Origin of the sequence: Helicobacter muridarum (genome assembly GCF_000765805.2) — a bacterium.
Taxonomy (GTDB): Bacteria; Campylobacterota; Campylobacteria; order Campylobacterales; family Helicobacteraceae; genus Helicobacter_A; species Helicobacter_A muridarum.
This window is the reverse complement of the sequence record NZ_JRPD02000019.1, coordinates 1-14,900: the sequence shown is the minus strand read 5'-3', so window position 1 is coordinate 14,900 and position 14,900 is coordinate 1. Positions and strand designations below refer to the sequence as shown.

The 14,900-nt window shown below is 31.5% G+C and carries 11 protein-coding genes and 1 pseudogene; 7 read left to right on the top strand and 5 right to left on the bottom strand.

All coding sequences use genetic code 11. The features are described from left to right. Nucleotides 1-109 precede the first annotated feature (109 nt). The gene (locus LS73_RS07515; protein ID WP_052089817.1) at nucleotides 110-688 is read right to left on the bottom strand and encodes a phospholipase D-like domain-containing protein; all 579 of its coding nucleotides are present in this window, start codon (nucleotides 686-688) and stop codon (nucleotides 110-112) included. Between the two features lie 107 nt (nucleotides 689-795). On the opposite strand from LS73_RS07515, the gene LS73_RS07510 reads away from it, so the two are divergent. The 6 genes from LS73_RS07510 to pbpC all read left to right on the top strand — a co-directional run bounded on the left by LS73_RS07510 (nucleotide 796) and on the right by pbpC (nucleotide 10,480). After that, complete coding sequence (locus LS73_RS07510) at nucleotides 796-4,416, top strand: midas domain-containing protein (protein ID WP_034558612.1); 3,621 nt, start codon at nucleotides 796-798, stop codon at nucleotides 4,414-4,416. A 5-nt stretch (nucleotides 4,417-4,421) separates the two neighbouring features. Continuing rightward, nucleotides 4,422-5,072 (top strand): guanylate kinase, encoded by a 651-nt coding sequence (gmk, locus tag LS73_RS07505; RefSeq protein ID WP_052089814.1) that lies wholly within the window; start codon nucleotides 4,422-4,424, stop codon nucleotides 5,070-5,072. 10 nt (nucleotides 5,073-5,082) lie between these two features. Beyond that, the gene (tatA, locus tag LS73_RS07500; protein ID WP_104692159.1) at nucleotides 5,083-5,367 is read left to right on the top strand and encodes a twin-arginine translocase TatA/TatE family subunit; all 285 of its coding nucleotides are present in this window, start codon (nucleotides 5,083-5,085) and stop codon (nucleotides 5,365-5,367) included. Next, nucleotides 5,367-7,103: an arginine--tRNA ligase gene (gene argS / locus LS73_RS07495; RefSeq protein WP_034558611.1), complete on the top strand. Its 1,737-nt coding sequence runs from the start codon at nucleotides 5,367-5,369 to the stop codon at nucleotides 7,101-7,103. Before tatA ends, argS begins: the two co-directional genes overlap by 1 nt. A 69-nt stretch (nucleotides 7,104-7,172) precedes the next feature. Then, nucleotides 7,173-8,096, top strand: coding sequence for a DMT family transporter (locus LS73_RS07490; RefSeq protein ID WP_052089810.1), 924 nt, complete (start codon nucleotides 7,173-7,175; stop codon nucleotides 8,094-8,096). Nucleotides 8,097-8,188: 92 nt separating this feature from the next. Further along, complete coding sequence (pbpC, locus tag LS73_RS07485) at nucleotides 8,189-10,480, top strand: penicillin-binding protein 1C (protein WP_158654977.1); 2,292 nt, start codon at nucleotides 8,189-8,191, stop codon at nucleotides 10,478-10,480. 26 nt (nucleotides 10,481-10,506) lie between these two features. Here the strand turns inward: pbpC and LS73_RS07480 are convergent, their stop codons facing one another. The 4 genes from LS73_RS07480 to LS73_RS07465 all read right to left on the bottom strand — a co-directional run bounded on the left by LS73_RS07480 (nucleotide 10,507) and on the right by LS73_RS07465 (nucleotide 13,607). Next, nucleotides 10,507-11,520 carry an ABC transporter substrate-binding protein gene (locus LS73_RS07480; protein ID WP_052089808.1) on the bottom strand — a complete coding sequence of 338 codons (1,014 nt, stop codon included), beginning with the start codon at nucleotides 11,518-11,520 and terminating at the stop codon, nucleotides 10,507-10,509. A 262-nt stretch (nucleotides 11,521-11,782) separates the two neighbouring features. Continuing rightward, a complete protein-coding gene (locus LS73_RS07475) occupies nucleotides 11,783-12,553 on the bottom strand; it encodes a tetratricopeptide repeat protein (protein WP_158654976.1) in 771 nt (256 codons plus the stop codon). A gap of 20 nt (nucleotides 12,554-12,573) precedes the next feature. Then, nucleotides 12,574-12,798, bottom strand: a complete 225-nt coding sequence (locus tag LS73_RS07470; RefSeq protein WP_034558608.1) for a PP0621 family protein — start codon at nucleotides 12,796-12,798, stop codon at nucleotides 12,574-12,576. A gap of 14 nt (nucleotides 12,799-12,812) precedes the next feature. Beyond that, a complete protein-coding gene (locus LS73_RS07465) occupies nucleotides 12,813-13,607 on the bottom strand; it encodes a transporter substrate-binding domain-containing protein (protein ID WP_034558606.1) in 795 nt (264 codons plus the stop codon). A 125-nt stretch (nucleotides 13,608-13,732) separates the two neighbouring features. On the opposite strand from LS73_RS07465, the pseudogene LS73_RS07460 reads away from it, so the two are divergent. After that, a pseudogene (locus LS73_RS07460) lies at nucleotides 13,733-14,900 on the top strand (hypothetical protein); the annotation flags it as partial.

The following is a 14,900-nucleotide window of genomic DNA, read 5'->3' as shown; positions in this document are numbered from 1 at the left end:
TAGTAATATCTACTAAAACCCACTTTAATGAACTTAACTATTAAATAATTTAACTTAATAATTACATTTGTTTGGCAAACAAAACAGTTTGCTTTATGAAAATAATTGCTTATATAAATGGTTTGCATTGTTTTAACATATCTTTAAAATAGTGCGAAGCTTTCTTTACAGTATCAGTAGAATATGTAAAATATAATGTCTCGTAATTGTTTTCAAAAGCGTTTTTGCTCCAATTTGCACTACCTAGCCCAATGAGGTTGTCATCTATAATTATCATTTTTTGATGCATGATCCCATTATATTTGCCATTTCTAGCAGTTTTACCCTCTAATAGACATGTATGTATGTTATCAAATTTTTCTAAATATCCTATAGTGCTATTTTCAGCCTTTTTTTGCCCAGAGTCATATATAATATTAATCTTTACTCCTTTGTTGCTTGCTTCTCTTAATGCTTTAGCAATTTCCCTATTAGTAAAACTATAGATAGCTATATCAATCTTAGTCTTAGCTTGCATTATTGAATTTGTTAGATCTTTGATTGCCTCTTGTTGCTCATATGGCATTATATAGAATCTTTCTTTGTTATTATTAGCATTAGCATATGTTGCTATTAATAAAAAAGCAAATAAGGAGAATATAATTCTCATGTTGTTTAGTAAAATACTATATTTTTTGTTTTTTTTCATTAGCTCTCCTGTTCAGATATATATTACAACTCTATCTATGGTATAATATTAAACCAATATTTTACCAAGATTCTCGCAAGAGCTAAGATTGTTCTAAAGAAGGCATAATGAAAGTATTACTTATCAATCAAAACCCAGTGATTAAAAAACTTGTAGATGTAGCAAGTAAAAAGCTAAACCTAGAGGTTGAGAATCTTGCAATAATCCCACCGAATTTTAACTTCAAGGGATTTATTTGTATAATAGTAGATGATGAGAATGTTAGGAAGAATCAAGTTACATTGATGTCTTTGCAAAATCATATTAAGGTATGTTTACTTTTTGGTCGCAAGACTGAAGTAAATAAAAATGATTTTAATATTGCCATTCAAAAGCCCTTTTTACCAACAGATATTTTAGAGATTCTAAATCAATGTATGCCAAAAGATGGCGAACTAAATGATTTTGATATAGAACCTAATGCTGACTTAGATGAGGAAATTATTGAACCAGTTCAAGGTTATGAAGAAGTATCATTGCAATCAATTAATGATGAAGCGCAAGCAATAGTAGATAAGGAAGAACAAGAGGGAGATGGATTAGACATAGATTTGGATAACCTTGATTTCTCATCTCTTGGTGAAACAGAGGACTCTAGCTCCACAGATACAAAAGATGGCTCAGATATAAATGAGGATAAGCCTTCAGAAAACGATGCCCCTGATGAGCCACTTGAAAGCGACTTAGATAATGATGACACAATTAGTGAGGCTAAGCTTAGCAAAGATGATAAAGCTGATGATCTGGGCTCTGTTAATCCTGATGCTCTTGATATAGATAATAAATCAAGCATTGACTTTGGTAGTGATTTGAGCGATTTACAACCGAGTCCGCAGGATAGTAGCCCTCTAGACTTATCTAACTTTGACTTAGATGCTATTGTTGATTCGTCTATGCTAAAGTCTGCAGGCACAAATAAATCACCAGATACACTTGAAGATTCTAATTCAGCATTAGACGAGGAGGCATTGCGAAATGCAGAAGATGTAACTGATGACTTTTTATTAAGCGATGATGAGAGAGATATGCTTATGCCAAGCCCTAAGAAGTTCTTGCAAACCAAGACAGAGGAGGAAGCTAAAATCCAAGAGGAAGATTTAGAACCAGATAAAGACTTGGATAATACAATTGAAGATGCTAATAAGGATTCATCGGAGGGTTTGGCCGATAGCTTGGAATCTATAAATGAGCTTGATTTAGATTCCAAGCAGGAACAAATAGTAGATGATACTACAAGCACTTTAGACATTACAGATATTTTAGATTCCCAAAACGAATTAGATATAACTAGCAAAGAAGATAATACTAATAATGTTGATTCTACCAATGATTTACTTGATGTTAATTCATCAGATTCTAATATTGATATTCCTAGTGTTGATGATGTATCAAGTGATATAGATATTGATGATATTGCAAATACTTCTAACGAGGAAAACCAAGTAAAAATTAGTTCACTTGATGATCTAAATGCAGACCTTGATGCTGTTTTTGATGATTCTAATGATAAAACGGAATCAAACGAAGTTCCTAGTGATGTTCCCGCTGATAATTTTATTGGTGATGCTAAATCTGATATAAGCCCAGATAACATTTTAAGCGATGAATTAGATTTGGGTAGTTCTAATGACATGCAAACACAAGATGAAATAAGTGCCGAAGATATTGATTATAGCGATTTGGGTGATTCGTTTGTCGATTCTGAGACTTTAGAGGATTCTCATACAGAAGATTCTCATGATGATATAGCCGCCAATAATGACATGATAGATGATGCAACTGCTAATAGCTCATATCCATTAGACTTAGAGTCTCTTGATAATCTACAAAATACTCAAGAGAGTTTTGAGCAGCAGGAGCAACAAAATATTACGCAAGACGCAGATACAACAGATATTGAACAATCAAATATAGATTTAGGTGCAAATGTAGATGATATTTCTGCTGATGATTTGCTAGTAGAAGATTTATCAGTAAGTGAATTTCAAAATGAGGCTTTAGATAACGATAATAACCAAAGTTCTTCAGAGCTAGAAGATTTCTCACAAGACGTTTTACCACAAGAAGATTCTTTTACTAGCCATGAAGCAGAAGATGATGAATCTAATGATTTACAAAGTAATGATGATTTGTTAGATACTTCTTCACTTAATGATTCTAAACCTGACCAATCATTAGAATTAGATACGAGTAATGTTGTGTATTTAACATTGGATGATTTAGTTCCTCCAGATGATGATAAGCCTGTTTTAGAAGAAGAAAATCAATTATCATCAAGTCAAGATTTGCCTATTGACATGCCTCAAGATTTATTAGATCAAGATTCTGTGAGTTTGGATTCTTTGGATCAAGATTCTTTATCACAAGTAAATTCTGATTTAGATCTGCCAAATGATGATGCAAGTAATCTTGTTGATATAGATTCTTCGGAGTTAGAGAACTCTTCATTAGAAGAACAAAATGCTGAAGCAATAGATGATACTGTAAATATGATAGAAAAAGATATTGAAGATATTGCTATTGAACAAGATAAAGATTTATCTCAGCCATTAGAATCAGATATGTTAGACATTGAGGATTTGGAACAAACAGATGAAGAGCCTAAGACAATCTTTGATAAAGATATATTAGATGATGTTAATAGTCTATTAAAAGATACAGGTGCTTCCACTGATTTTGAGGTTAGTGAAGATTCTGCGCAAGATGTTTCTGATAATTCTATTATTGAGAAAGAAGACTTGGGTAGTAATTTGGATTTGTCAGATGATATTATGCTAGATAGTAAAAATCCATCTGATAATACTTCTAGTAGAGAACTTATGTCTAATGAGGATAGCATTGAGAGTCTTAGCGAGTTTGCAGTTGCGGAGGCATTAGGAGAACAATATTTATTGCAACAAACTGATTCATCAGGCAATAATTTACAAGAAGAATTGCGTGAAGAGGCTCAAAAAGACCTAGAATCAATAGAAAGTAATGAATATAATATTGATAATAATATAGATATAAGTTTGGATTCAGAACCCATATCTGAAGATAATTTATCTTCTCATAATGACTTACACGATCAAAGTGAAACCGATATAGATCAGGTATCAAATGGTCTGGAATCAGAAGTTGATTCTATTGTGGATGATATTTTTGATAAAGCCACAGACTTAAAAGATAGTAAGTATGAGATTAATGAATTTGATTTAGGAATTGCTAATTCAAATGTGGAAGATAGTTTAGATAAAGAAAGTTTAGAAGACAATTTAAGCAAAGAGGAATTAAGCAAAGAAATCTTAGATGAAGAGAGGCAAAATGAAGAAAATATAGAGATAGTAGATGTGGGCTCTATAGATGAACAAGTTATAGATGAAAATGTCAAGAGCAAACCATCAGAGGATATGCTAGCTCAAGATATGCCTAATTTGCAGGATATAGAAAAAGATTCTACCCAAAGCATTATTGATTCGCAAGATGACTTAAAGCCAAATATTATGGATTCTCATACTATCAGAAGTGATAACATAGATTTTGACTCCAAATATGCTACAACAAATATATCTGATGTAAAACAAATGGATGGAAATTCTTTTATAGACTTTTTACGTGAAGCACCTAAGGATAAAATACAAGAAATCCTCAAGGGTGCAAATATAAGTTTTACTTTGAACTTTGATGATCAATATGACGGTAATAAGTAGTAATCATGCTAGATTCTATTTTAAATGAAAAAGCTCATTATTGTTCTAATTTACCATATAATATAATGATTATTTCTGGTCCATCTGGTGCTGGTAAAAGCACTCTTACTAATTTCTTGAGATATTATATAAGTAATATTTATTTCTCTATTTCTACTACAACAAGAAGCATGAGAGAGGGTGAATTGCATGGTAGGGAATATTTTTTCGTATCTAAAGAAGATTTTTATCGTGATATAGAGCTAGGCAATTTTCTTGAATATGAGCAAGTGCATGATAATTTCTATGGTACTGGGTTATGTCAATTCCAAGAAGGAATATTAAATAATCGCTTCATCGTATGCGATGTTGATGTAAGAGGACATAATAGCATTAAGAAATTCTATCCGAATGCTAAATCTGTTTTTATTACAACTAAGGATTTAGCCACGCTTGAATCGAGACTCTTAAAAAGACAAACAGATTCTAAACATATAATACAAAAGCGTATTCGCAATGCCTTAGATGAACTAAAATATGCGGATGCGTTTGACTATTTGCTAATTAATGATAATATAGAAGACTCAAAAGAAGCAATTTTGCATATTGCTAAAAGTATTATTTTGCTTAATCATGCTAGTAAAATGCAAGATTTGTTAATGAAATATGGTGTATGAGGAGTGCTACATGGGTTCTATGAGTATTTGGCATTGGTTGGTTGTATTGCTAGTTATTGTGTTGTTATTTGGTGCAAAAAAGATTCCAGAGTTAGCAAAGGGTCTTGGCAGTGGTATTAAAACATTTAAGAAAGAGCTTGAAGATGATGATAAAAAGCCACAAGCAGAGCAGAATAATGTTACTCAAACTCAAGTAAAAGAAGAAAAAAAACCAGAAGCAATAGAGGCACATGTTATAGAGCCTAAAATTGCTTCTCAAGATGTAAATATAGCTCAAAAAAGCGAAAAAGCTTAATGCATTATAAAGTAAAAGAAATTCTTGCAAAATATATTAATGAATTTTTATATGAAGTTGATTCATCTTTAGATTCTTTTAATCCTCAAGATGTTCCTCTAGGATATCCAAAAGATAAACAATATGGGCATTTTTCAACTACTATAAGCTTTATTCTTGCAAAAAGACTTCGAAAGAGCCCAAATAATATAGCAAATGATATAGCCAAATTTATTAATCAAAGATATATCCATATTTCAGATTGCTATTCTATTTCTTCCTTATCAAATTCTATTGACCACAATAATCATCTTGTATTTGAGGAAGTTGTAGCACTTAATGGCTATTTGAATATAAAATTATCTCTTATATTTTTCGAACATGAAATTAATCTAAAACTTAGCTCTCCACACGATTTCGCAAAAGGTGAAGAGAAAAATCACAAAATCTTGCTTGAATATGTGAGTGCTAATCCGACAGGTCCTCTTCATATTGGACATGCTAGAGGAGCTGTTTTTGGTAGTGCGCTACAAAGAGTAGGTAAACATCTAGGGTATGACATCATAGGAGAATATTATGTCAATGATGCTGGTAGCCAGATAGATATGCTAGCTTTATCTGTGTTTAATGCGGTTGCTAGTATTCTTGATTTAGATTTAGTAGAAGGAGAAATATATAGGGGTGAATATATAGATGATATTGCTAGAGCGGCTATTTTGCATTTTGGTGAAGGTTATTTTACTAAGGATTTTCAGAGTATTATTATTGATATTGGTTTGTATGCAAAAGATTTAATGCTTAATAGAATCAAGTCCAATCTTAGCGCAGCAGATATTGTATTTGATAGTTTTGTGAGTGAAAAGAGCCTTTATTGTAAGTGGCAAGATACATTGGATACCTTAAAGAGTAACGGGGCATTAGATATAAGAGATGGTGCTATTTGGCTTAAGTCCAGTCTCAAAAATGATGAAAAAGATAGAGTATTGGTTCGAGATAGTGGAGAGCCTACTTATATGGCAGGCGATATTATTTATCATAGAGATAAGTTTGATCGTGGTTTTGATTCTTATATCAATATATGGGGAGCAGATCATCATGGATATATTGCTAGAATCAAAGCTAGCATTGATTTTTTGGGATATGATTCTGATAAATTAGATATTTTATTGGCACAAATGGTGAATCTTCTTAAAGCTGGTAAGCCATATAAGATGAGCAAGAGAGCAGGTAATTTTATTCTTATGGAAGACATTATCAATGACATCGGGTCAGATAGCCTGAAATTTATATTTTTAAGTAAGGCTTTAGGCACTCATTTAGAGTTCGATGTTGATGTTATTAATAAACAAGATTCCTCTAATCCTCTATTTTATATTAATTATGCAAATGCTAGAATTCATACACTACTAAAAAAATCAGACTTGAGCAAAGATGAAATTTTATCCTCCTCTATTGTAGATATATATAAACTTGCTAAGTTGGATAACATAGAGGAGCTAAGGGATGAATTGGTTAATCTTATGGTAAGCGCGCTTAGTTTTTCATATATACTAAGACAGAGTTATGAAGAGAAAGAACTACATAAAATTTGTGAATATTTGAAGAATCTTGCCAAACAATTGCATGTTTTTTATAATTCATACAAGATTCTGCAAACGCCACTTGAGGCACAAATTTTAAAAGTATTTATGCTTGTCTCATTAAGCCTTAGCACAGGATTTTCCTTATTGGGTATAGAAATTAAAACACAAATGTAGCTATTCATTTTTTTGCGGCTTTTTGTGTTAAGCTACATAATTTATAGTTATGTATATGTGGTGATGAGAATGGGCAATATTACTTCTGGTATTTTATTCATGGTTATTTCATCATTTGGATTTGCTCTTATGATGGCTTTTGCTAAGATTCTTTCAAATAGCCTACCTTCTATGGAAATTGTTTTTTTTCGTTCATTTATAATGGTTATTATTATTTTGATTATTTACTCTTACAATTATTATAGGCATGGGATTACTAAGGCAAATAAAAAAGGTGGTTGGGGTAAGTTGTTTATTCGGGTTTTTATGGGTGGAGTAGCAATGGTATCAATCTTTTACAATATCTCTACTATTCCACTTGGTACAGCCACCGCTTTTGCCCAAAGTGTCCCTATCTATGCTGTGATTTTTGGTATATTATTTTTAAAGGAGAAAGTAAGTATTGGTGTTATGCTAGCAACTATTATCGGATTTGTTGGTATATTGTTAATTAGCGATCCAAATTTTAATGATATAGCATTAATTAATATTGTTGTAGGAATCCTTAGTGGAGTTACTATGGCGATAGCTTTTGTAACATTACGTACACTAAAGCCATATTTTGATAATGCTTTCTTGATTTTAGCATTTGGTATAGGGAATGCTATCTTAGGATTTTGTGGCATGTTTTTGCCCTTTGATGGAGTAGGTGGTTTTTCTTTGCCAAATGTTTGGGAGTGGCTTCTTATTGTTTGTATGGGTACTAGCGGCACAGTTGGACAACATTTCTTAAATAAGGCTTATATAAATGCACCTGTAGGCATTGTAGCCCCTATTGATTACTCTCGTGTAATATTTGGTATTTTTTTAGGGATAATGTTAGGCGATGCTTTTCCGAATCTTATAACATCAATTGGTATTGCTTTTATTGTGCTTTCAGGGTTACTTATTGCAATGCCAGCCCTTCTTGATGATTTATATAGACTTCGTAATCGCCCTAACAATAAATCATAATGAAATCAAAACATTTTCTTTCTTTTATGCGCTTGATTCATAAATTACCTATATTGTGGCTAGATAGATATAAGTTTTATATATTACCCTTAGTGATAATTTTACTTATTGTATCTATTATATTTGTATATGAATATTTTAACTTCAATCCACTCTCATATAGGGATATTAAATTTAATTCAAATTTAGATTCTAAGATTGATCCATTTTTGCCTGACTACAGCAAAACTGTGTTAGATAGAAATAGTAATATACTTAGTATATTTTTAAATAGCAAAGAACAATGGCATCTAAATAGCTATGATCCTATACCATATAAACTAAGAGAATCTGTTTTGCTTTACGAAGATAAGAGATTTTATACCCATAGTGGATTGGATTTATTAGCAGTTTTAAGGACGATAAAAAATAATATATATTATAACAAAAGGGCTGGTGCTAGCACTATTACTATGCAAGTTATCAAGATTTTAGAGCGCAATCCGCGAACTTTTGGCTATAAATTAAAGGAGAGCATTCATGCCCTGCGATTAGAATCTATGTATGATAAGGATTTTATTCTTACGATGTATCTTAATAACGTTCCATATGGTGGTAATATAGTTGGATTTAAGGCTGCATCTTTGATGTATTTTGGTAAGTTGCCTAATGATATAACATGGGCACAATCTGCATTGTTAGCTGTTTTGCCAAATCAGCCGGGTTTGATTAATATTCAAAAGAATCGCTCATTATTAAAAGAAAAACGAGATTCTCTTTTAACAAAGCTATACAATAAAGGACTTATAGATTCCATATTGTTAAATCTTGCTATAGAAGAGCCTTTGCCTAATCTAGTTACTTTTTATAAAAACTCTGCTCAACATCTATCATTACGTGTTATTAATGAGAGCAATAACTATGAATCTATTTTGCAAACCACTATAGACAAGGAGATTCAACTACGATTTGAGAAGAGGTCAAAGCAATACCATGAAAAAATGATTAGAAACAACATTAGTAATCTTTGCGCTATATTGCTTGATACGAAGAGTAGAGAAGTTTTAGCTTATATTGGTTCACAAGATTTCCTAGATATAAAAGGTTATGGACAAATTGATGGTATAAGGGCAAAACGAAGTCCGGGTTCATTGCTTAAACCTCTGTTATATGCTCTAAGCATTGATTCTGGACTCATAGCACCAGAATCTAAGTTGGTAGATGTGCCTTTGTTTTTTTCAAACTTTAATCCTAGTAATGCTACTAATAATTATCATGGTTTAGTTAGTGCTAGAGATGCGCTTATAATGTCCTTGAATATCCCTTTTGTATGGTTATTACAAGAATATGGTGCTGATAATTTTTTCTATACTCTAAAGGATATATTACACTTTAATGATGATAATCCTTCGCGGTATGGTTTATCCATCATACTTGGCACAAAGGAGATGAGCTTAGAGGACATTGCTAAAATCTATCTAGGTATTGCAAATGGCGGAGAGTTTAGTAGATTTTATTATTCTATGCCGATACATAGAGAAGAGGGCAAGAGGTTGTTAAGTCCAGCTGCTAGTTATTTAACTCTTGACGCTATGAAAGATTTACATCGAAGTGATTTTTGGAATTTACACAAAGATAAACATATATTTTCATGGAAAAGTGGCACAAGCTACGGTAGGAGAGATGCTTGGGCTGCTGGTAGCTCGCCGAAATATACTCTTGTTGTATGGGTTGGGAATTTTACAGGAGAAGGCAATGCAAATCTAATTGGATCACAAATAGCAGGAAATTTTCTATTTGAGTTACTAAGTGAGCTAGATTTTATGCAGCAGGGATTTGATATGCCTATTGATATGCAAAACGTTTTGCTTGATAAAATTACAGGGTATAGATATGATTTGGAGTTTCATGATTTCAATATAGAATCATTAGAGACTTTATTGCCAAAAGATTCTATGCCTTTGAGGGTTTCTCCATTTTTGAGAAAGGTATATTTAGATAAAAATTTAGAAAAAGAGATAGATTCTACTCATGATGATTTTTTGTATACAGTTCCTGCTGTGAGACTCTTTTTACCTACCAATGTTTTGGATTATTATGCTCAAAATGCCGATATTTCTTTCTTTCTTTCTACTCGGCAAAAAGAAAATAATTGGCTTAAATTTGTTTACCCTACTAATGGACTAAGAATCATTCAACCAAAAGACCTCAATTCAACAAAGGATATTATTATTCGTATTGCCAATCTCAAGAATCAGCAAGTACATTGGTATCTAAATAAGCAATATTTAGGAATCCTAAAAGGAAATACGCAGAATTTTCATTTGCCAGTGGGCAAACATAGGCTGTCCATAGTGGGCGTAGATGGTAGTGTGTCTAATGTGGATTTTAGTATTGATAAATAATTTCTAAATATAAGTTTTACATGAATCTAAGATGTATCACTTAAATATGGTTGCATGTCAAATATATAAGATTCAATGTTTAGCCTATGTATATTTTTAGAGAGCTTTTCTCTTATTAAAAATTCCTTAAATTCCTCTAAAGCTTGTTTACTTGGAAGTAGATCTTTATATGAGATAAGATTATTATCTACAACCTTTTGAATTGCTTGTGGATTCTGCCCCATGATTTGAGATTGTAGCTTAATTGCTTGTGGCAAGTCTTTTGTTAGGATTTCTCTTGCTTGTTGAATGCTCCTTGCTAGCTCTAAGATTATAGAATCCTCTAATATATTTTGGTGTATTACTAAGTTGCAACATGTATGATTTGGGTATATATCCTTGCTATAGAGTAGTGTCTTAGATATGTTTCGTTTGTTTGCAATTACACCGAATGGCTCTGCAACTATAAATGCGTCAATGGTTCTATTATATAGAGCAGCTTGCATTTCAGGTGGTGACATATCTATTGTTTGAATTTGGTGTAAGTTCAATTCATTGGAATGCAGAATTCTATCAAGCAGAAAATATTGCGATGAAAATCGTGATGGCACAGCAATTTTTTTATTTTTTATTTGTGTTATATGGGTGATATTAGAATCTATTCGTATATTGAGGGATGAGCCATTTGTGTGTGAGTTTAGCAACAGTTTGATTGGAACATTTTGCGCAGCTAGCTCCATGCCAATTGGTGCAAGCACAAATGCCATATCTATTGCTTTAGCTCGCAAAGCCTCTGCTAAATCTGCCCATTGTGAAAACTTTATAGGAACAAAGCTATATTGTGGGTGAGAAAATAATGTGTTAATAATAATTAATAGATGATCAGTAATTGGCAAAAATCCGCATTTTATGCCTTTTTTGAACATATTGGTATTATCTTTGTTAGCTTTTGTCGTTTGCATCGACAGATAGCTGCCTAGTATTGCTATGGATACGCTTTTGCTAAAGCATAAGAATCCTCTTCGTGATAGGATATCTTTTACAATAGAATTATCATTCAATGCACAATCCTTAATACTATTTTATATATTTTAATTTGATAAAATAAATATATTACAAATATTATAAACTTATAGTTATGTAATATATTATTTTATTTTTAAATTATATTAAAATGGTTAATATAAAATTTAAGTTGCATTAATACAATATTTATTTGATATTTTGGATTGTGTTGAAATCTATTTGTATTGCTTTTTACTTTTTTAGGTTTAGGTATGTATTGTGGTTTTGTGTAGTTATGCTGTTTTTGCATATGATATATCAAAGCTCTTCATTATAGAATCCGCGTGTCTTTTTTATAGTTGGCATTTGTATTCCTTGTTTGCTCAATATATCTAGATTCTTGCATGATTCTTTTAATCCCATATCGCATGCCTTATCAAAATATAGCTTTGCATGGCTTAAACTCTTTTGCACACCATAGCCATTTACATATAAGACTGCCTTGTTGAAGCACGCTTTGGCATACATTTGTTTGCATGCTTTTTGCAGAAGAGAGTTTGCTATTATATAATCCCTCTTATCTGCATTTTTGGTATGTAACATTGCTAGGTTGTAGCAGCTTAGTATATGGTTTTTATGACATGCTAATTGATAGATTGACTTTGCATTTTTGTAGTCTTGTAATGCTTCATAACTTAACCCTAATCCAAAGCAACCCTCTAAATAATAAGTATTACATGATGCCTTGAAATATTCTATAGCTTCGCTTTCTCTATTTGCAAGCATAAGCACTGTGCCAATAATATTACATGTAAATGGATTGCAATTTTTGGTGTTTGGCAATCCTAGTTCAATTAAATCTTGACAAGCGTTGACATTTTTCCTAATGCAACTATTTATCTGTGATATAAGATAATCATATTGGCTTGTTATGCTGCTTGAGTGTAGATATCGAAACTGAAAGGATATGAAAAATACAAGTATTATATAGCATGCATATATGTTTATTGATGATGTTTTCCTATTTGCCGCTGCTTGGTTGTTATTTGTATTAGATTGCCTAGTACGTTTTATTAGTATAGTTGACATGATTAACATCTCATCTTTGTCTAAGATTTATTAAAGTCTAGGCATGTTTTGCAATAGTATTTTCCTTGCCGTAATATGCAGTTATCAGCAGGTACATATACCCCACATTTTTCGCAAGGGATTAATGATATTTCCTTGTCATTTTCATGATTTCTTGAGTATTTTTCTATTTTAGATGGAGTTTTATTTTTTAGCAAAATAAGTAATGCAATAATGACTAATGTAACAATTAGTAGATAAGTCATATTTGAAGTCCTATCTACTTCATTTTATACTTATCAATTATTTCATTATACTCTGGGCTTTGCTTTAATTCTTGGATTGCTATATTTACTTTCTCTATGATATCTGGGTGTTTTCCTTTATCTACTGCTATCGATAAACCATCTCCGCCATCTCCTTCTTGGTAGAATCCTTGTAATTCGTTATTTTCTTTTATATAGCCTACTGATGTCGCATGATCTGCTACTACCACATCTACCTTTTTATTTTTTAGATTCATAATAGATGCAAAGATAGTATCGCTAGGAACTACTTCCAAATCATATTCATCTTTCATATTATTAACTGTTTGTTCTTGTATAGTTCCTATGAAAACACCTACTCTTTTTCCTCTCACATCTTCTTTGCTATTCAAATCTAAACTGTCTTTGTGTTTTAAATAGAGACTTTTACCTTCATAATATGGAAGAGTAAAATCTACCTGTTTAGCTCGTTCGGCAGTAGCAGTCATACTAGATATTATCATGTCAATTTTACCTGCTTTGAGGGCTGGTATAAGCCCATCAAAGCTACTCATGTGATGTAATGTATATTTGAAGCCAGCTCTTTTACTTATATATTCAAGTACATCTATATCAAAACCAACAATCTCATCATCTTTTTTAAACTCAAATGGTGGATATTCCGCATTTACTCCAACCCTTAAGGTTGGAACGTATTCTGTTTGTGAATTTGACTCTTTTGAATTTGATTCTGAATGTTGTTTAGAATCACATGCAATAAAAAATGATATTGCAGTTATGCAACAAATAAACTGTAATATTCTTGTCATAGATAATCCTTTTTTTAAACTATAAGTGTATTTAATATTTAAAATACATAAATAATTTTATAGATTATATTATATATAGTTATAATTTTAGCGACAAATTATATTTAATTAAGGGATTTGATTTAATGAAAAGTGTTTCTATGGCTGGAAAGCTCACAATGGGAATTTTAGTTATATTTATTTTAATTATTATTTTAATTAATAGCTTTAGTTTTAAAAGAACTATAAATAACATTTATGATTTATACGAAAGTATTCAAGATGGCGTCTTGAATGCTTCTTATACTACGATAAATATTACTATGAATATTGAGGCTAAAGAACATCTTAGAAAGTTAACCCAAAAGATTAAAAGAATAGGTAGGGATGATATTTACGAACAACGAGGCATGCTTTTTGATGTTGCTAGTTTAATTCCTTATCCAGCTGTTTATGTCATTTATGATTCTGATGGCGCAACTCTAACTGAATATGCAGTTAAACCTGAAGGTAGAATATTTAGCGATGATTATGATGTTTTGCAAAAAGATTTGCGAAACTCTGATTACTATGTAAAAACAAAAAATGAATTTATGACAAAAAATAACAGAGATGGCATTGTTACTCCTGTATATATTAGTGAATCTGGTTTGTATAAAGGCAAGTCACTAGCTACGGTAACTGCTCCACTTGTATCAGATAGTGGACAATTTTTAGGAATAGTTGCTATCGACGTATTTGTTGGTGGCTTTCAGGATAGATTCAAAAACTTTATTACAGATGAGTTGCCAAGTATTGATGTATATATTACTGATGGTGCTGGCAAAATATTTTCTCATGTTGATGATACAATGATAAATAACCCTACAGATTTGCCTTCAGAGATTGCCTTAAGGAATGCTTTGCGGGAATCTTCACACGGAAAGATAAACTATATAGACATTCATAAAAGTGATAGAATAGGCTTTTATAAACAGTTTCCATTTGGTTGGACAATTGTAGTGGCAGCTAAAATGTCTGATTATAATGATATTATTAATAGAAATATTTTATATACAACATTATTGTCTATTGTTGCTATTATTGTGGGTTCTAGTATTCTTTTCTTTATTATTAGATTTCTTATTAAGCCAGTCGAAACAATTCAAAGTCTATTGCTTAACTTCTTCAAATACCTAAACCATGAAACAAATCAACCTCCAGCCCTTGTTAAAATCAAATCCCAAGACGAATTAGGCAGAATGGCAGAAGCAATTAATTCCAATATACAAAGAACTCAAAAAAGCCTAGAACAAGATTCTAATGCAGTAGCTC